The organism is Paenibacillus sp. CR_12 (assembly GCF_041953985.1).
In the GTDB taxonomy this organism is placed as follows: domain Bacteria; phylum Bacillota; class Bacilli; order Paenibacillales; family Paenibacillaceae; genus Paenibacillus_AQ; species Paenibacillus_AQ lautus_A.
Genome location: NZ_JAVFHO010000003.1, coordinates 529744 through 547658 on the forward strand (window position 1 = coordinate 529744; position 17915 = coordinate 547658).

The 17915-nt window shown below is 54.7% G+C and carries 19 protein-coding genes; all 19 read right to left on the reverse strand.

Features of this window, described 5'->3' with window-relative positions; all coding sequences use genetic code 11:
* Positions 1–64: 64 nt before the first annotated feature.
* The gene (locus tag RB297_RS14565) at positions 65–1381 is read right to left on the reverse strand and encodes an ABC transporter substrate-binding protein (RefSeq protein ID WP_096775091.1); all 1317 of its coding nucleotides are present in this window, start codon (positions 1379–1381) and stop codon (positions 65–67) included.
* A 306-nt stretch (positions 1382–1687) separates the two neighbouring features.
* Positions 1688–2644 carry a glycoside hydrolase family 113 gene (locus RB297_RS14570; RefSeq protein ID WP_375120797.1) on the reverse strand — a complete coding sequence of 319 codons (957 nt, stop codon included), beginning with the start codon at positions 2642–2644 and terminating at the stop codon, positions 1688–1690.
* 36 nt (positions 2645–2680) lie between these two features.
* Complete coding sequence (locus tag RB297_RS14575) at positions 2681–3511, reverse strand: carbohydrate ABC transporter permease (protein ID WP_119849804.1); 831 nt, start codon at positions 3509–3511, stop codon at positions 2681–2683.
* Entirely contained in the window at positions 3508–4392 is an 885-nt protein-coding gene (locus tag RB297_RS14580) for a carbohydrate ABC transporter permease (RefSeq protein ID WP_375120798.1), read from the reverse strand. The genes RB297_RS14575 and RB297_RS14580 overlap by 4 nt, the downstream gene beginning before the upstream one ends.
* Before the next feature lie 114 nt (positions 4393–4506).
* Positions 4507–6012 (reverse strand): response regulator transcription factor, encoded by a 1506-nt coding sequence (locus tag RB297_RS14585; RefSeq protein ID WP_375120799.1) that lies wholly within the window; start codon positions 6010–6012, stop codon positions 4507–4509.
* Positions 6005–7882 (reverse strand): cache domain-containing sensor histidine kinase, encoded by a 1878-nt coding sequence (locus tag RB297_RS14590; RefSeq protein ID WP_192569582.1) that lies wholly within the window; start codon positions 7880–7882, stop codon positions 6005–6007. The genes RB297_RS14585 and RB297_RS14590 overlap by 8 nt, the downstream gene beginning before the upstream one ends.
* Position 7883: 1 nt before the next feature.
* Entirely contained in the window at positions 7884–8942 is a 1059-nt protein-coding gene (locus tag RB297_RS14595; protein ID WP_375120800.1) for a LacI family DNA-binding transcriptional regulator, read from the reverse strand.
* A gap of 222 nt (positions 8943–9164) precedes the next feature.
* Positions 9165–10298, reverse strand: a complete 1134-nt coding sequence (locus RB297_RS14600) for an SGNH/GDSL hydrolase family protein (protein WP_375120801.1) — start codon at positions 10296–10298, stop codon at positions 9165–9167.
* Positions 10299–10350: 52 nt separating this feature from the next.
* Positions 10351–11766, reverse strand: a complete 1416-nt coding sequence (locus RB297_RS14605) for a radical SAM protein (protein ID WP_375120802.1) — start codon at positions 11764–11766, stop codon at positions 10351–10353.
* Positions 11767–11782: 16 nt separating this feature from the next.
* On the reverse strand, positions 11783–12571 hold the full coding sequence (locus RB297_RS14610) for a prolipoprotein diacylglyceryl transferase (RefSeq protein ID WP_375120803.1): 789 nt from the start codon (positions 12569–12571) through the stop codon (positions 11783–11785).
* Positions 12572–12637: 66 nt separating this feature from the next.
* Positions 12638–12901, reverse strand: coding sequence for a hypothetical protein (locus RB297_RS14615; RefSeq protein ID WP_009593178.1), 264 nt, complete (start codon positions 12899–12901; stop codon positions 12638–12640).
* Positions 12902–13121: 220 nt separating this feature from the next.
* A complete protein-coding gene (locus tag RB297_RS14620) occupies positions 13122–13568 on the reverse strand; it encodes a VOC family protein (protein ID WP_375120804.1) in 447 nt (148 codons plus the stop codon).
* An 82-nt stretch (positions 13569–13650) separates the two neighbouring features.
* A complete protein-coding gene (locus tag RB297_RS14625) occupies positions 13651–14577 on the reverse strand; it encodes a sigma-70 family RNA polymerase sigma factor (RefSeq protein ID WP_192569586.1) in 927 nt (308 codons plus the stop codon).
* Positions 14577–15182, reverse strand: a complete 606-nt coding sequence (locus RB297_RS14630; protein WP_096775080.1) for a DUF2087 domain-containing protein — start codon at positions 15180–15182, stop codon at positions 14577–14579. The genes RB297_RS14625 and RB297_RS14630 overlap by 1 nt, the downstream gene beginning before the upstream one ends.
* A 232-nt stretch (positions 15183–15414) precedes the next feature.
* On the reverse strand, positions 15415–15603 hold the full coding sequence (locus RB297_RS14635) for a hypothetical protein (RefSeq protein ID WP_096775079.1): 189 nt from the start codon (positions 15601–15603) through the stop codon (positions 15415–15417).
* Between the two features lie 213 nt (positions 15604–15816).
* Positions 15817–16359 carry a histidine phosphatase family protein gene (locus RB297_RS14640; protein ID WP_096775078.1) on the reverse strand — a complete coding sequence of 181 codons (543 nt, stop codon included), beginning with the start codon at positions 16357–16359 and terminating at the stop codon, positions 15817–15819.
* Between the two features lie 15 nt (positions 16360–16374).
* The gene (locus RB297_RS14645) at positions 16375–16821 is read right to left on the reverse strand and encodes an NUDIX hydrolase (protein WP_375120805.1); all 447 of its coding nucleotides are present in this window, start codon (positions 16819–16821) and stop codon (positions 16375–16377) included.
* A 44-nt stretch (positions 16822–16865) separates the two neighbouring features.
* Positions 16866–17297 carry an NUDIX hydrolase gene (locus tag RB297_RS14650; RefSeq protein ID WP_375120806.1) on the reverse strand — a complete coding sequence of 144 codons (432 nt, stop codon included), beginning with the start codon at positions 17295–17297 and terminating at the stop codon, positions 16866–16868.
* 255 nt (positions 17298–17552) lie between these two features.
* Positions 17553–17798: a PepSY domain-containing protein gene (locus tag RB297_RS14655; protein WP_096775075.1), complete on the reverse strand. Its 246-nt coding sequence runs from the start codon at positions 17796–17798 to the stop codon at positions 17553–17555.
* Positions 17799–17915: the final 117 nt, after the last annotated feature.

Here is a 17915-nt window from a genome sequence, read left to right on the forward strand (position 1 = left end):
ACCCCCATCACCCCAGGGTAAGGCCGCTCGAGCTCATGATAACGAACCCGTTATTATCTCCGAATTAATAGCCCAGTGCGGTTTTGGCTTCCTTCCACTTCGCGTTCAGCTTGTCGAATGCAGCCTGCAGATCGTCGGCCACGATATATTCCTGGACGTAATCGCCGGTACCGATGCCAATTTGCGCCTTGTTCGCGATCTCGTTAAACTTCGGATCGGTCGCTTCGCTCTCGATCAGGGTCGGATTGAACGATTGGAATTCGGCGAGCTGCGAGATGGAGGACTCCGCCGATTTGATGATCGGCATGAAGCCGGAATCTTCCACGTATCCGGATTCCTTCACGAAGAAATCGACCCACGCGGTAGCAAGCTCTTTGTTCTTGCTGTCTTTGCTGACGGCGATGAAGTAATCCGAACCAAGCGGTGCGTTGTACTTGCCGCTATTATCGTACGGGAGCGGGAAGAAGCCGATGTCCTCCGAAGCCGCGCCGGCGCCGATCACCTGCGGAATCACCCAGTTGCCCAGGAAATACATCGCGGCTTTGCCGGAAGCCATTTCGCCTTTCGAAATCTCCCAGTTGTTTGTGTACAAGTCTTTCTCTACCCATTCCTTTTGCACGAAGGTGCGCCCGATGTTCGCAAGGATGCCCCAAGCATTATCCACCTGGAACGGCGCTTCCTCGGCGACCTGCTTCGAGGCGAACTGCGGATCCCCGTTCACGTACCATGCGGAGTTATCCGCCCAGTTGCCCATCGTCCATTGGGCTCCGAAGTTCATGTACAGCGGAATGATGTCCGCCGCTTTCAGCTTCTCTGCGGCTGCGTAAAGCTCATCCAGCGTGGTCGGCACTTTGTCGACGCCTGCAGCCTGGAACGCTTTCTTGTTGTATACAATGCCTTGCGTATTGACGCCGGTGGAGATTCCATAGCGTTTCCCTTCGAAGAGAGTATTGTCCGCAAAATAAACGTCCTCGAACATCGTATCCGGCAATGGCTCAAAATACTTGCCGTACTCTGAGGTGGCAAGGCCTGTCGGAATCATCAGCACGTCGCCGGCCTCGCCCGTGGTCAGACGGACCTGAATGTCCGTCGCATAGTTGGTCAATCCTTCGAATTCAATCTCCGCCTTCGGATATTTCGCTTTGAAGGCTTCCACGTATTTGTCCAGCGTGCCGTCGTTCACCAGGTCGGTGCGGTGCGTCAACACCTTCAGCTTGCCGCCCAGCTCCGCTTCGCCGGATGCCTCGGTCGGCTCGCTGCCGGCGCTGCCGCTCGGCGGTGCCTCGGTGCCTGCGTTATTCGTTTTATTTCCTCCGCAGGCGGCCAAAATGGATGATACGGTTAAGAGCAGAAGCAATGCCATCGTAAATCTTTTTTTCATTTCGTCTTCCCCCTGTACGTTGAATGTACTTGCGTTTCTTCGCATCTTCATGAAGCGCTTACTGATATCGCTTACATTTCAAATGATAATCGCTAACACGTTCAAAACAAATGAATTGTTTTTGTTTTTATTGTCATAAATTATGCTAACATATCATTTTCTTGTTAGGCTCGAAATAACCTGCTTCTCGGCAGCCGACAGCAAAAATCGCACCGTACGTCCTAACAAACGTGCGGTGCGATGTTAACCCTATGTTTATGTTCAGCTACCTTGCGCACAGAGCCGGTACGCCCGTCCGATCCTGCATTAAACCCGGATGCCGGCCGCATAAAATGTCTTCACCGTCTCCTCGGCCAGCTTGCCGTACATGCAATAATCATCGTTCAGGGACGCTTCCTCCACGCCATACAGCCGCGCCGGCCAATCCCACAGCATGTATCCCTGCATCCACTCCCGCTGGGCGCAAGCAGCGAACATCGCTTCATAATACTGCCGCTGCTCCTCCTCCGACGGGCCGCCGGGCAGCGACCAATCGTTCGGGCGGGCGGCGGAGCCCTCGCGGCTCGGACAGCCGGCTTCCATGAAGAAGAACGGCTTGTTCCATCGGCGGACCGTGCCTTCGATCCGATCCAATTGCTCCTCCCACTGGTCGATCGGATAATAGCCGCTGGAGGAGATGATATCTACCGCATCCCACCAGCCCACGCGCTCCTCTTGATATTTATCGCAATTATACGTCACCAGCCCGCCGTAGACGTTTCGTACATCCGCAATCAGGGCCCGCCACTCCGCGTCCCGCTTGTCGGCCTGAACCATCTCGCAGCCCACGCACAGCATTTCGCATCGCTCTTCCTCCGCGATTTCGGCATAATGGCGAATGAACTCCCCATAGGAGCGGAACCATTCCGCCCAGCTCGGCTCACCCGGAACCTCCTCGTCGAAGAAGTTAATATGGGCCCGCCACGTTCCGTTCGCGACGTTCACGACCGGCTTCAAGCACACCTTGAGGCCCAGGCTCTTCGCCTTGCGGATCGCCCATCGCACCTCATCGTCCGTCACCGTCGGTTCCTCCCGGAACGGGATTTCCGTCGACTGCGGCGTTGCCTGCACGGCCGACAGCGCGATGGCCCCCCAATTCACGTCCATGTCCGCCATGCGTTCCATGGAGAATTCCGCCTCGGGTCCCGTCCAGGAGCCCCGTACGCCGGTCCACCCCCAGGTCATGCCGCATACTTTTTCCGTCCACGTGTTTGTCGAGTTCATATATCGAGTCTCCTCTTCTTCATCGTCTCGTGTTCGTTATTTGACCGCTCCGTTCGTAACCCCCGCAAAAATGTACCGCTGCATGAACAAGAACAACACGACCGTCGGAATGAATATAATGAGAATGCCTGCCGAGATCACGTTCAGCTGCGCCGCGTTCGGACCGATGAAGGAATAAATCGCGGTGGATACCACCTTCAGGTCTTGGCTCGGCATATACAGGTACGGCGTGTAAAAATCGTTGTAAATCGAAATGCTCTTCAGAATGACCAGGGTCGCCGTAGCTGGCGCAAGCAGCGGGAAGATGATGGAACGGTAGATTTTGAACAGGGACGCCCCTTCCAGCATGGCGCTCTCATCCAGATCCCGCGGGATGCTGTTCACGAATTGCAGATAGATAACGATCTGGAGCACGTCCGCTCCCAAGTACAGCAGAATCGGCGCAAACATCGTGTTGTAGGCTCCCAGGCTCTGGATGACGCTGAAGGTAGCCACCTGCGTCGTGACCATCGGAATGACCTGAGCAACCAGGTACATGCCCATGATCGCTTTTTTCATCTTGAATTCGAACCGTCCGACCGCATAAGCGACCATAGTACCGAACAGGATGTTGCCGACCACCGAAATGACCAATACGATCAGGATATTGCGAAATCCGAGCCCCAAATCCCCGATGTCGATCACCCGCTTGAAGTTCTCGAAATTAAAGAAATTGTCGGGCAAGCTGAGGCCGGATTGATAATACTCCACCTGGGTCTTGAACGCCCCTACGAAGATCGAGTAAATCGGGAAAAACACCACGAACAAAGCGACAACCAACGTGAAATAATTGAAAATCCTAAAGCCGATCGAGCCTTCCCTTCTCATGATTGCTTCTCCTCCCTGAACAGCAGCTTCCGTTGGATGACAATGAACAGCAGCACGATGATCAGCAGCACGACCGCCATCGCCGAGGCCAGTCCGAAGTTCTGATACTTGAATGCCGTATCCACCGTCTTGATGACGAAGGTCGACGTATCGTTCGCCCCGAGCAGCATCACAAACGGAATATCGAACGCTTCGAGCGCGCCCGTCAAGGTGAGGATCAGCATCAGCTCCAGCACGCCCCGGATGCTAGGCAAGGTAATGTAACGGAACTTCTGCCAGCCCGATGCCCCGTCGATGGAGGCCGCCTCGTACAGGTCGCCCGGTATCGACTGCAGCGCCCCGATAAAGATGACCATGTTCAGCCCCATGTACTTCCACATCGAGATGAAGGCCAGCGCAAAATTCACGATCCCTTTATCGCCCAGCCAGCTCTGCTGCCAGGATTCGAGTCCCAGCGCGCCAAGAAGCGTATTCAGCGAGCCGTATTCCATGTGGTACACGTTCTTGAACATGATGACCGTAGCCACGCTGTGCAGCACGTACGGCAGGAACAAGGCGACCCGGAAGCCGTTTTTCCCCTTCAGCCTGCCCGTCAGAATAACGGCAAAATAGAGGGCAAAGACGACCTGGATGAGACCCCCGATCAGATAATACAGATTGTTCTTGAGTGAGCTGAACACTTCGGGCTTCGTAAAAATCTCGACGTAATTGTCAAAGCCGATAAAGTTCATATCCCAGCCGAGACCCGACCAGTCCGTCAAGCTGTAATACAACAGCGAGAGCGCCGGATAATAAGAGAAGGTCAGTGACAGGAGCACGGGAATGGCAAGGAAACCGAACAGAATAAGATAGCGCTGCGTTTTATAACTGAAATTGAACACGTTCCCTTCCTCGCTTTCTGGATGAAATGGTACCGTTTTCAACCATTATAAAAGACAGCGCCCCGAAAAATAATAGACTTTGTTTGCTTTTATTGTCCTCAGTTTAGATAACAGTCACCTAACAAAATCGCGGTACTCCTTTGGCGTTTTTCCGGTCATTTTTTTGAACACTTTATTGAAATAAGCCGGGTCCGGGTAGCCCACGCGTTCGCCGACCATATACGTCTTGAGCCCGTGATCCTCCTTCAGCAGCCGCTTGGCATGCTCGATTCGCACGGCGATGCAATAGTCCGTAATCGTCTCGCCCGTTTCGGTCTTGAACAGCTTGCTCAAGTAGCTCGGAGTCAGATAGACCAGGTCGGCGAGGTGCTGAAGCTCCAGCTCCTCGGTGTAATGCTGCTGAATATAGGCCTTGATCGTCTCGACAGCCCGATGCTCGCTCTTTCCTTGATCCAGAAGCCCGGCGGCAGCCTCTACAGCGCGCTTCAGCCGGCCCGCGAACGAACGCCAATTCTCGCTGTCCCCCGGCTCCAGGTTCCAATCTGCATCCTCTGCGTCAATGCCGCGCTGCTTCATCTCTTCCGCCACATGCGACTCCAGGGTCAGGCAAGCTTCCCTCAATTCGGCCCAGCCGGGCCGCAGGGAAGCCGTCTCTTCCAGCCAAGTGCCCATCGCCGCCGACAAGCGTGCATACTCGCCTGCACGCAGCGCCGGAAGCAGCTGTTTATCCAAGGAACGGACAAGCCGGTAGCGCTCTTCCCGGTGAACCGCCGCTATGCCTTCGCCTCCGCAGTTGCGCCGTTCATCGCTGTACCAAGCCTGCTCCAGGACGCTCGCGGCTTCCCTATAGGCTTGCGGGAGCCAGCGGCTCCCGCTGAATACGCCGCTGATGCCCAGCTTCGCCGAAGTGCCCGCGGGAAGCTGCTGAAGCAGCATGGCCGCCCATTCTCTCGCCATATCCGCATGGCCGGACTCGGCGATGGACGCCAAGATCGCTTGCCTTCCTCCTTCGCAGCCGATGATTCTCCGCTCCGTCCCCCAGACCGACGTCCACGCCAGCAGCTTCTCTTCCGCGATCTCCGGGAACGTGCGAAGCAGGAGCACCGCGTAATGTCCGTGGAACAGCGCCTGCCGATCCAGCCGGTCGCAGACTTCTTCGAACAGATGCTCCGGCATTGTTCGCTGATCCGTGCCTAACAGGAAGCTGACCAGATCGTCCGACTCCAGCTTTTGCTCGTTCTGCTCGCCCTTCACCAGCTCGTCGACGTTCTCCAGCATGCGGAGCAGCTCTTTCATGTTGACCGGCTTAAGCAAATATTCCAGCGCTCCCTGACGCATGGCGGTGCGGGCATACTCGAAATCGTTGTAACCGCTGAGCACGGCGAATTTCGTGCGGCAGGCCATCTGCTTGATATTCGCCATCAGCTGAAGCCCGTTCATTTGCGGCATTTTGATATCGGTAATGACCAGGTCGGGCTGGAGCTCATGCCATTGATCCAGCAGCTCCTGGCCGCTTGCAAACGTCCCTACGACCCGATATTGCTCGCTTGCGTCCCGTATCAGCTTGCCAAGCCCCAGCCTGATCCGTTCCTCGTCGTCCACCACGGCGATGTTAAGCATTTGCAAGTCCTCCTGTCCTCGGTTCTTCTATATGTTCCGCGGGAAAGGTAATCCGAACGGCGGTTCCTCGCCCTTCCTCGCTGTCTACGGTAAGGCCGTAGGGTCTTCCGTATCGGAGCTGCAGCCGCTCGTGCACGTTTCGCAGCCCGACTCCCCGGCCGTCCGTTCCTGGGGACTGCGCCTGATCGAGCATGCTGCGCAGCCTCGCAAGCGCTTCTGCCGACATGCCCAGCCCGTCATCCGTAACGGTAAACACATGGTTCATGCCATCCATGGCATAGGTAATGGTCAGATGCAGCACGTTTTTGTTCTCGTCGAAGCCGTGATTGACGGCGTTCTCGATGATCGGCTGAAACAGCAGCTTCATCACCCGAATGGAATCAGCCCCCGGATCATCCGGCAGCGTCAGCACGAACCGCTCGCCGTACCGGTAATTTAGCAGCTCGATGTAGGCTTTGACATGCTCCCACTCGCGCTTCACCTCCACGACCTCGCTGCCGGCATGAATGCTGTAACGAAGCTGCTGCCCTAACAGCTGAACCATGTCCCCCACCTCCTGATCGTTGTGAAGGACGGCCGTCATCCGGATCGTTTCCAGCGTATTGTAGATAAAATGCGGATTGATCTGATGCTGAAGACGCTCAAGCTCCGCCTCCTTCTTCCGCTTCTCGATCGCGTAAATATCGTCGATGAGCTGTTTGATGCGTGCCATCATCCGGTTGAACGAGACCCCGATCAGCGAGGCCTCGTCCCTCCTTCGGACCGGGAACACCACATCCAGCTTGCCGGTCTGCACCTGCTTCATCAGATGGACGATGGACCGCAGCGGCCTTGTCAGCGCATAGATCAGAATCAGGGAAATGATGAGGGCAAAGCTGGTAACGCCGACAGCCGCCGCGATCGTTATCTTGCGGGTCTTGAGCGCATCCTGCATCAGCTGCCGCTCCGGCACCGTAATCAGGATCAGCCAGCCGGTCTGCTCGGATTTCCGGTAAACGACAAGCTGCTCCTCCCCGTCGACCTTATGGCGAAAGCTTCCTTCGTTGCCGGTGGCCTGGGCAAGCGCCGCATTGTCGGTCATGCTGCGGGACAAATATTTCTTCTCGCTGTCATAGATCACGGTCCCGTTGTCATCCAGGATGAAGGTGGTGCCGTGCGTCGTCTCCTCCAGGTCGGTGACGATGTTCTCGATCACGCCGATGTTGGCATCCACCACAATGGTGCCGATGGAATGGTACGATTTATCGATGATGTCGCGGACGACCGTGAACATGTACTGCTTGCTGCCGGCGGACACGGCGATCTCCTGCGTGCTGACCAGCACGGGCCGACCGCCGGCCTCCGTGGCCAGCTTGCGCCAGTTGTCATAGTACTGCTGCAGATTCGAACGGTTGCCGCCGCTTTTGACCACGTAATAGGGGTTGCCGAAAAGGTCGAACAGGTACACGTTGCTCGTGCCTTCTTTGATGTTGTTCATGAAATAGATGCTCCGCTCGACCTTGCGGGTAATCTGGAGCTTCAGCTCGCTCTCGTTCAGGCTTGCCGATTCCTTCGGCTGCCCTTCCGCCTGGTAATGCCGATTGGACATCTCGAGCCCGGACTGAATTTCATTAAGGTACGAAGGAATGATCGAAATTTTCATCATATCGGTCACGTAATCATCCAGCTTGCCCATCATTTTGCTCGACAGCTGGGACACGTAGGCGACCGTATTGTTCTCGATGGTGGCCGTATAACGCTCTGCCGCAAAATACGTGATGAGTCCGATCGGCAGGATAATCAGAAACAGAAAGACCACAAACAGCTTCCGGTCCAAGCGTCCGGCCGGCCGCTCCTTCCATAGACGGGTAATGTAGCCGCGCAGGTTCACGTCAGTCGACCTTCTTTGCATAAGCGGTGGATTCGCGGAGGATGAAGTCGCCGGCCAGCAGTATTTTTTCCAGCGGGCTGTCCGGCTGCTCCACCCGTCTCGCCAGCATCTCCACCGCCCTGCGTCCGAACGCCTCCTTGTTGACGTGGATGGTGCTCAGTGACGGAGCCGCATAAGCGGCATCCTCAATATTGTCAAAGCCGGTAACCGAGCAGTCTGCTGGCACCTTGGCGCCCAGCTTGCCGAGCACCGTCATGATGCAGATGGCAATGGAGTCGTTCGCGCACACAAAGGCGGTTGGCAGTTCCTCCATCCGGCTTAGTATCGTCTCGAGCGACTCCGTCATCTCGGAGCGGTTATCTCCTTCGAAGCTAAGGAGCTCCTCGTTCTGATCCAGCGGGATCCCCTGCTCGCCGAGGACGGAACGATAGCCTTGATAACGATCGGCGAAGCTGCGCGAGAACCGGACGTTCCCTACGAACTGAAGCTTCCGATGCCCGCACCCGATCAAATAATTGGTCACCCGTCTCATGCACTCCACATTGTTCATGAACAGGGCATCCGACGGTATCAGCGGATCCTCATGATCGATTAAGACGAAGGGAATATCCAGGCTGCGGATTTCGAGCAGCAGCTGCGAGGAGATGAATCCGACGCCGATGATGCCTCTTACCCCGCTCGGATTAATCAAATTCGCGAAGCTGTCCTTGAATTGATCGGTCACGATGACCATCCCCGTGTCCCTTGCCTCAAGCTCATTCGTGATGCCGTCGATAATCCGTCCCCAATACAGGGAATCCCGCGTTTGGTAGCGGACATTCGGCACAAGCACGATGACGGTCTCCTTAGCGGCTTGGCTGCCGTCGGCATTGGCTTCATTCTTCTTGCCTCCGGCCTTCGGCGACTTATTGGCAAAATAACCGAGCTGGGTCGCGACGTTCACGATTTTCTCCCGGGTCTCGAGACTGACGCCGGATTTACCTGAAAGCGCTTTAGAAACAGCGAACTTCGAAAGCCCGAGATGATCGGCAATTTGCTGCACCGTGACTTTTCCTGCCATAACCTGTACACATCCTTTAAGGTAATCGATAAGTTATTAGTTAATTGTTATCATAACATTTCATTTATTAGGTAAACAATTAAAACTTTTGAATGCAGCGACGGCGCAGACAAAAGCCCGTTCCAACCTGGAACGGGCTCTCTCACGATTGTAGCTTATGAACGTTTCATGACGCCTTTCGTTACTCCATTAGCACGCTAACCGTTCACCCCGTTAACGGTTCTATCGCCTTGCTGCTGCAGCCATATCGCCGATCACTTGCCTTAGCACAGGCTCAAGCCGGTCCGCCATCAGCTTGAAGCCGAGGTCCGTCGGATGAACTCCGTCAACGGTTGTTTCCCCGGGATCGTCGCCTAACCAATCCGATCCGTCCACAAACGTTAGGTTATGGTCTCCGGCCACCGTCAGTTCCCGAATGAGCTCCATCTGAAACTTTTTCCGTTCAAGCCGTCCTTCGCGAAATTCCGGCATGAACGACTCGGCTCCATGAGGGATGCGGGATACCAGAATGATGGGAACCTCCGGATGGAACTTCCGGTAGGTCTCGATATACCGCGGCAAGGTCTGACGATAAGCTTCGGTCCCTCCGCAATTCGCCTCATAATCAATCACGAGACAGGCCGGCTCCGAGATTTGGGCGGCCAGTTCGGCAAGCTCAGGCTCTCCCTTGCCGTTCCCCGAGAAGCCCAGGTTGATAAACTCCAGATGGAGCCTGCGGCTTAAGATGTTCGTGTACGACATGCCGGGCCGCGACGCGCATCCGCCTTGCGTGATGGAGGTTCCGTATATGACCACTCTCGAGCTGGAATCATAGGGCTCCGGCGCAAGGACCTCGGCTTCCGGCTCCATTCCGATCCATATCTCCTCAACGCCCTGATATAAGGGCATGTTGAGCAGGAACGAGCGTGCTTTGCGATCCTCGACAGTGAAAAGGCTGCTCTCATACTCTGCCTGACCTGGCTGGAAACGGGCGGTTCCTGCATGTTTCCACTCGCCCGGGCCGCCGATATACGCATCCACTCCGCACTCCCCGGTGGAGGGCATATGGTACATGCCGGATCCTGCCGTCAACCGCACGCGGACGGATACGTTCCGCGAATCCGTTCGGAAGCGGATTTGACCGCCCGATGTGCAGTTCGCAAGCATATCCACCTCCGGTCGGACGGGGACCTCAGGTACGGCGGGCAGCCTGCGATAGATGCGTTCGGTGTCGAACCAGGCAAAGCCGGATACTCGGAATGGCTCCTCCAATGGGGAATACCATAACCATTCGTCCGCTTCGGCGTGATCGATCTTCATGTTCTGATCCAATTGAAACGGAGACACCTTCTCAGGTTCAGGGCTATTGTTCTGCACAATGTCGCCTCCCTATGTAAGCTCGAATTGAAGTACATTGCCTTAGAACGGCTTATCTGTCCCATGCGGTGGCAACCTCTTCCTTGAGCTCCTTCAGCAGCTCTTCCTTGTCATCCCGGTAAAACATGTTATAGGTGTCGAACGGGATCATCCGCCCGTCGGGATGCACGATATGCACGCAGGATTTCTTGACGGACCGGACATCGAAGTTATGGGCATCCAGGAACTGCATGATAATGACCCGGAAGACGTTGTCGTACGTAATCTGCTCCGGCACGGCGGCCAGCGGCAGGCAGCAGAGCAGGCTCTTCAGGGAAAGCGCCGAGGATTGCGGCGAGTGGCCCGTCGACAGCAGCTCAAACATTTTGCCCCGGATGACCGGGTCTTGTTCGAATACAATCGTGTTGCTGTCGCCTTCAAGCAGGATTTCCGGGTCGATCATCCGCGTCAGCGGCAGCACTTCCCCGCCCAGCTTCAACGCATAACCCATGGCGAGGCAATCCGGGTGGCAGGGCACCGGCAGAATGTCCGCGTCCGTAAACACTCCGGACTGGTCGATGATCATCCGCCGGACTTCGCTTACGGTCAGCCGATCGGTTGCCGGATCATACCCCTCCAGCCGTCCCGCCGCCTGAATCGGCTGAATGGTGACGCCGCGCACCGCCTTTTGCTGAAGCCCATACTGAATGATGTCGCCGATTTCGCCGTCATTTAGCCCTTTTTTCAGCGTGACGACCAGCGTCGTGGAGACGTTGAATTCATTCAGGTGCTCGATGGCCTGCCGGCGGATGCGCCGCAGGTCGGCCCCTCTCAGCTCCTTCAGCACATGTTCCTCAAAGCTGTCGAACTGCAGGTAAATCTCGAAGCCGGGCATATACTCGGCCAGCCTTCGCGCAAAATCGCGGTCCTGGGCGATGCGGATGCCGTTCGTGTTCACCATGATATGCTTGATGGGACGGCTTTTGCACATATCCAGGATGTCGAAGAAATCCGGGTGCGTCGTCGGCTCGCCGCCGCTGATCTGCACGATGTCAGGCTCCCCCTCGTTCTCCACGATCCGGTCGAGCATGAATTCGATCTGTGCCAGCGACCGGTAGGAGGTGCGGTGCGGCGACGATTCGGCGAAGCAGATCGGGCACTGCAGATTGCAGTGATCCGTAATCTCCAGCAGCGTGAGGCAGCTGTGCTGCTCATGGTCCGGACACAGTCCGCAGTCGTAAGGGCAGCCGTAACGGATCGGCGTATTCCAGACGAGCGGCATTTCGGACGGCTTGATGAACTTTCGCGTCTGATGGTAATACTCGGCCTCGGTTGCGATCAGCACTTTTTCCGGACCGTGCACGAGGCATCTTTTGAGCATATACACCACGCCGTTCTCCTCGATGATCTTGGCTTCCACTTTGCGATAACAGGTGGTGCATATGCTGTTCGTCAGTTCATGATACAGATAAGGCCGGTTTTTTGGCATAATCATACTCCTTTGGTCAGCTTGGAAGACGGGAATCCGACGTGAAGCGGCGAAGCCGGTTTCTGCCGCCGATCAGCCATGCGTAATAGATGAGGCCCGCGATGCAGGCCAGCTGGATATTGTTCAATCCCAGGTAAGGATGCGGCGTCGGCTTGATCCATTCGATCGCCAGGCGGAACAGCAGATACCCGGCCATGAACCATTGGAACATCCGCCCGGACACATAGCCCTCGCGAGTCGATCTGCCGCGGCTTTGGCGGTACAGCGGCACCAGCAGCAGGGCCAGCACGATCAGGAAGAGGATCTCGTACAGCTGAGTCGGGTGGCGATAGATCCCGTCTCCGAAATCCACGCCCGTGAACCAGGTTGTCGGCGTGCCATAGGTGTGGTCGTCGAGTCCGGTCAGAAAACAGCCGATTCGCCCAAGGCCCAGGCCCAGCATCAGCGGGTACACGAAATCATCGCCCGTGGAATGCTTCCAGCCCACCCAGCGTTTGGTCAGCTCGACGCCGATCAATCCGCCGAGAAGACCGCCGACAATCGTCTTGCCACCCCAGAGGAGATGGAATTGGCGCAGCTGTTCCCAAGTGGCCGCCGGATCCTCAAACCAGTACAGCAGCTTGGCCCCAACGGCAGCCCCGGCGATGATGCCGGCCAGAAGCTGCAGGCTCATCAGCTTTGTCATGCCGCTCGGCCGACGGGTCCATAAATATACCCGAAAACCGATAAAGTAGGCCAGCGATTCAAATAACACATGCGGATGAATCCGCCAGGAGCCCAGGTACAAATAAACAGGAAATTCCATCCGCCCACTCCTTGAATGAAAACTTGAGTTGAAAATAAGACCTTGTTCGAGTTCGAAACGCGTTCTTTAATAGGAAAACAGGATCGTTCCGCAAATCGCGAGCAGCAGCAGCGTAAGCCCGCCCAAGATGGCTAGTATGGAGACGATCACGGTCACCCATATGTTCCTGGATCGTCCGGGCATGCCGGGAGCGGGGGGCATTTCGCCGCAGCGGTAGCGGCAGCGGCCCGTCTCCGGATTATGGCATTCGTCGCACACCGGCTTCCCGCATCGCGTGCACTGCGCGGCGGCTGCCCTTTCGGGATGGTTCATGCAGCGGTAAAATTCCATCGAATCACCTCATTTGGCATTTAACCCTTATATTGCCTATTGTAAACGCTAACGGAGAATTAGACCACCACCTGCAAACGACAGATGGTCCTGGGGTGAATATTCATAAGACGTCATAAGATGCCGCCGTTTCCAATCGGAATCGCGGAAATAAAAAAAGGCAAGCCCTCTGACTCATTCAAAGCCAGCGCTTGCCCTTCCATTCTTGCGGTTCGATGGGTCAACTCGTGGGTGCATCCTGCCAAACATTAAACTTGTTGCCGTCGGGATCCTTGAATTTGAACTGCAATCCGCAGGAGCCGTGATCTACCAGCGGCTCGACCTGTGCTCCATTTTCCCGCAGCCGCTTATGCAGCTCCGTAATATTCTCGACCTCGAAGGTTAACGAGAACATCTCATAATTCTCCCCTTCCCATTGGTTGGTTATGAAGTTGGCTGTTCGGTTATCCATTGTTTCCAGCAGGAATAACCACTGTCCGTCCCCTAAGATCAAGATGGCGCCTGTATCGTCGCATTTTCTCACCGTAAGGCCAAATAGCTCCGAGTACCATTTTACCGCCAGCGGAAGATTCCTTACCGGGAGATAATTGCAATGAACCTTCTTTAGCAGCGGCTTGTTCAAGGATTGGAGCTTGGGTGCTTCGTTTAATGGGTTGTCTATCGTCATTCGATTCACCTCTTGTTCAATGTGGTTTCAATATATAGACGATGGAACCGGACCGATTCCGTCACGGAGAGCCATTTTTTTATCAATTCGGTTCAATTGCATGATACTTATTGCCGTCGGGATCGTAGAATACCAGCAATTTGCCGAATAAAGCATCTTCCCGGATCGGCTCCATTCCAATCCCCTGTTGATGCAGCCGCTGCTCTAACTCCCCAACGCTCGCTGCTTCGAACGTGAGAACAGGCATGCTAGCCGGGGCGTGGCGCTGACACTCGAGCAAATACAATTCCTGTCCGGATTCCAGCACCGGATTGCCGTGCCTGCTGGTTCCCAGATGAAAATGCAGGATAAACCAGGCGGTGGCCTGCCCCTTATCCGTGACTGGAATATAGAAATGACCGGCTCGCTTAAGGACATGTTCCGAGACCTGCTGCTCGAAATCCCTCCCCAAACGATGAGTAAGGAAATAATGCTCGAAGTCACGGGCTAGATGCTGTTTCAAAACTTCTCTGGCACGTCGTATTCGGCTTTCAACCGCAGATACCGACATGTTAAGGAACTGTCCGATCTCTTTCATGGACCACTCGCTTAAGTAGTGCAGCACGACAACGGATTTACTCTTCTCCTCCAATCCCTGCAAGGCTCCCCAGACGGAATCATGGATCACATATTGTTCCAGCCATGGCGTGATATTGTCCGATGCTGGAGTCGTTTCGTGCAGGGGGAGAGCCTGCTTGCTTCGTTTGGCAAAATCGAGGCTGGTCCGGCGCGTTATCGCATACAGCCAGCTGCCCAGTTTCGCTGGATCGTTCAGCGTATGGAGGTTCCGATAGCACTTCAGAAATGCTTCCTGCACCGCATCCTGTGCCTCGTGGAAATCTCCCAGCACGCTGTACGCAACGGATAAAAGGGCGTTGGAATACTCGTTGACGATCATCCGGTAGGCATCAAAATCCCCCGCTTTGGCATCCTCGATCCGTTGATGGGTTAGCGGCGAATGTTCTTTCATTAGGACAGATCCTCCCACCGTGCCCACATCTTCTCCGGATTGAGCTCATACACCCCATTGTCCCGGAACATGAAGTGATGCATGATAAACTCCCTCCGGATCGTCGCAAAGTCTTCATGATACTCTTTGATAAACTCGTTCATTTCCTTCTCGCTGTACTTCCGTCCCTTCTCCAACCGGGATACCATATGCGTAAGCACGATGAGTTTCTTCTTCAGCTGGGCAGGGATGCTCTTCAGCTTCCCGTCGGAGGTGAAGAAGTTCTTGATCACGGAATCCCTCATCCGCCGTTCTTCTTCCTGCAAGCTTTCCGTTACGCCCTCGGACCGGACTCTTTGGTAAATCAGATTCTCCGTCGCTGTCGCATTGTTCTTAATAAAATAATCGTTCAGCGAAAAAAAGATCGTGTTCTTGTCCCTGCGTTCGTTGATGAGGCTCGCTTCCCGCAGCTTCGCCGCGTGGTGCGTAATCGTAGCCGGCGTGACGCCGATCTTCTCGGCCAGAAGCTGGCCGTTCATTTCGCCTTCCGCAAGCAGGATGAGCATCTTGATTCGGGTCGGGTCTGCGAGCGCCTTGTGATAACTGACCACTTTATCCAATTGCACGGTTATCGACTCAACTCCTTATATAAATTTAACATTCATCTAATTTATAGTTTGTTAAATCAGATGTTAAACCATCCGAATTACAAAGTAAACCTCCTCATGGAGAATGAAGGCCCTGGCACCATAAAAAACCCGCCCTTCTTCATGAAGGAACGGGTTTTTCGGATGTTGCGGCTCCACGTACGGAACACGGTTGCTCTGTTGCTGACCTAGATATCAGCTAAGCCGCTTCTTACACTACCGCTGCGTCCACCCTGGACTGATCGGCATTCTGGCATCGTTTGCATACCTTCAGTGCCGTGCCGTCCGATTTGTTGGCGACGTAGAGAAGTTTGATGCGCGACGTGCTGCATACCGGGCATGTGCCGCGGCCGCGCGATGGCGTGTTCCATAGTGCGCGGCCCCGTTTTGTTTTGGCCATGGTTCATATCCCCTTTATTTCATAATCTCCAATGGTATTTCGAACCCATGCACGCCGCTTGCCACCGCCGCGATTATTCTTTGTTATGCGAAGCTCAATCCTTAGGATGGACAAGCCGGATATCCGTGCAACTCCATTATAGGGGACGGGCCGTCGCCAAATATAGGGAATAAATGCTTATGAAGTCTTTTTTACATACGCCTTCTTTCGTGGCTATGAATTCCATATCCGCTGGATCTCCGGTACATCTGAACGGAAGCTGAGCTTATACACGTCGGGATTGGAGAAAGCCTCCCACTCGTTGAAGCCGATCTGATTATCGTAATGCTTCAGCAGAAGCGAGATCAGATTGCCATGGGATACCATAACGGCATTTCGGCTTGAACTCTGCAGGACCTCATGGACTACGCTTACCGCACGATGCATGGCTGTACGACTTGACTCTCCGCCTTCAAAGCACAAGTCCAGATCCTCATAGGTTCTGCGCAGCATCTCCCGCCATTCTGGAGCATTCCGACCCGACAGTATTCGCTCGGTCAACCTCGCATCCAGCACAACGGCCACGCCTATGCGATCAGCCAAAGGTGTAATGGTGTCGTGAGCTCTGCGATAAGAACTTGAAACAATACGGTCAATCCCTTTGTCGTGCAGAAATTCAGCAAGTTCAAGCGATTGCTGAAGCCCCTGCTCGGTTAACGGAGCATCCGCCGCTTGTCCCTCCGCTTGGCAATGGCGTACGATGTATATTTTTTTCATAGGATCGGCACCTCCCTATAATCCAATATTGCGTTTGAGCCCTTGATAGCTTCCTGACTCCGGAAATCCGCGCTGAACGATCGTCGTAAACTTCTCGGAAAACCCGTGGTTTGCTAAATCTGCGATCGGGACCATGACCACATCGCCGATAGGATTGAGATCGAACTCATTCGTCGGGAGGCGGATTTCCCCCTCCAAGCGTTCCAGCAAAAACGTAATATGCAAAAGGGATGGCGATGAATCCGGCTTATCGCATAAATACAGAAGCTTGGTCACTTTTGTAACAAGCCCGGTCTCCTCTTCCATTTCCCGAATCATGGCTTCCTCCAGCGTTTCCCCTTGCTCTACCCTTCCTCCCGGAAGCGACCAGCCGCGTTCCGACGAAACGCTCTGTTTGACCAGCAGAATCCGTTCATCTTCGATCAAAATTCCGGTGACTCGAACCTGCAATAGGCTGCTCATACCCTTCCCCCGTTTCTTAGGATTTTGCTTTTCGAAAACCATGCTTATTTAAGCTTCCTTCGCGCCTCCTCCGCCCGCCGCACGCTCTCCATCGTCCACGGCGGCGTCTGGGGATGATCCCTAATTTCCGACGGCGTCATCCACTGCACCGAATCGACCTCGTCCGGGCTTTTGCAATACGGCGTTCCTCCATCATACTCGCATAAGAACACCATATTGATGACGGGACGGCCATCGCCCGTTACAAACGAAGAGCTGTAGACATATGTAACGTTTTCCTTCACCTCAACCCCGACTTCTTCGTAAAGCTCCCGCTTCACCGTGCACTCCAGAATATCCGGCGTGCTGCCTTCCTTGTCGACCTTGCCCCCCGCGAACGAAAGTGTTCCTCCTGCGTTCTCTTCCTTCAAGCTGCGCGTTATCATCAGCCACTGCCCGTCCTTATGCACGGCACCTTCCACATTGACGATGAACATGTGCTTCCTCCCCTCCATAAACCTCTTCTATCTTACTTTATATGATCATACCATTGACTCTCACCTTACAGGAGACCTTAAAATAGGTTCCAGCATTGAATCTATAAGGAGGAATAATACCATGCCTAGCTCTATCCGCTGTCCGGACGTGGCGAAGCCACCGAAACTTAAAACACGCCCCAGTTATAAAACCGAGCGAAACGATGTGCTCCTCCTCGTCTCGCCCGGTTGCTTTTATTTTTCAGCCTGAAGACCTTAATCCTCGTCGTCTTCTTCCTCCACCTTCAAGATCCTTCCCGATTTCGCGAGGACCTCCACTTCGAACAGCCTGTTGTCGGAAGTCATAATAAAAATTTCATAGACCAGCACGCCATGCTCCAGCTCCATATCGACATGAACGATTTGGCCCGGCACGCGGGCCAACGCAATTTCTTGGGCCTGCTGCATGGAAACTCTCTGCCTGGTTACCCGCCCCGGTACGTGATAGTAATTGCCGTACATCGGAAATATCCCCTTTCAAATGAAAAAGTCGGCTCATGTACCATATGAAGGGGACCCAGGGTTGGTGCGGTTCATTCTTGGCCATCGCTTCATTTTTGCATCATCAAGGATTTCCTG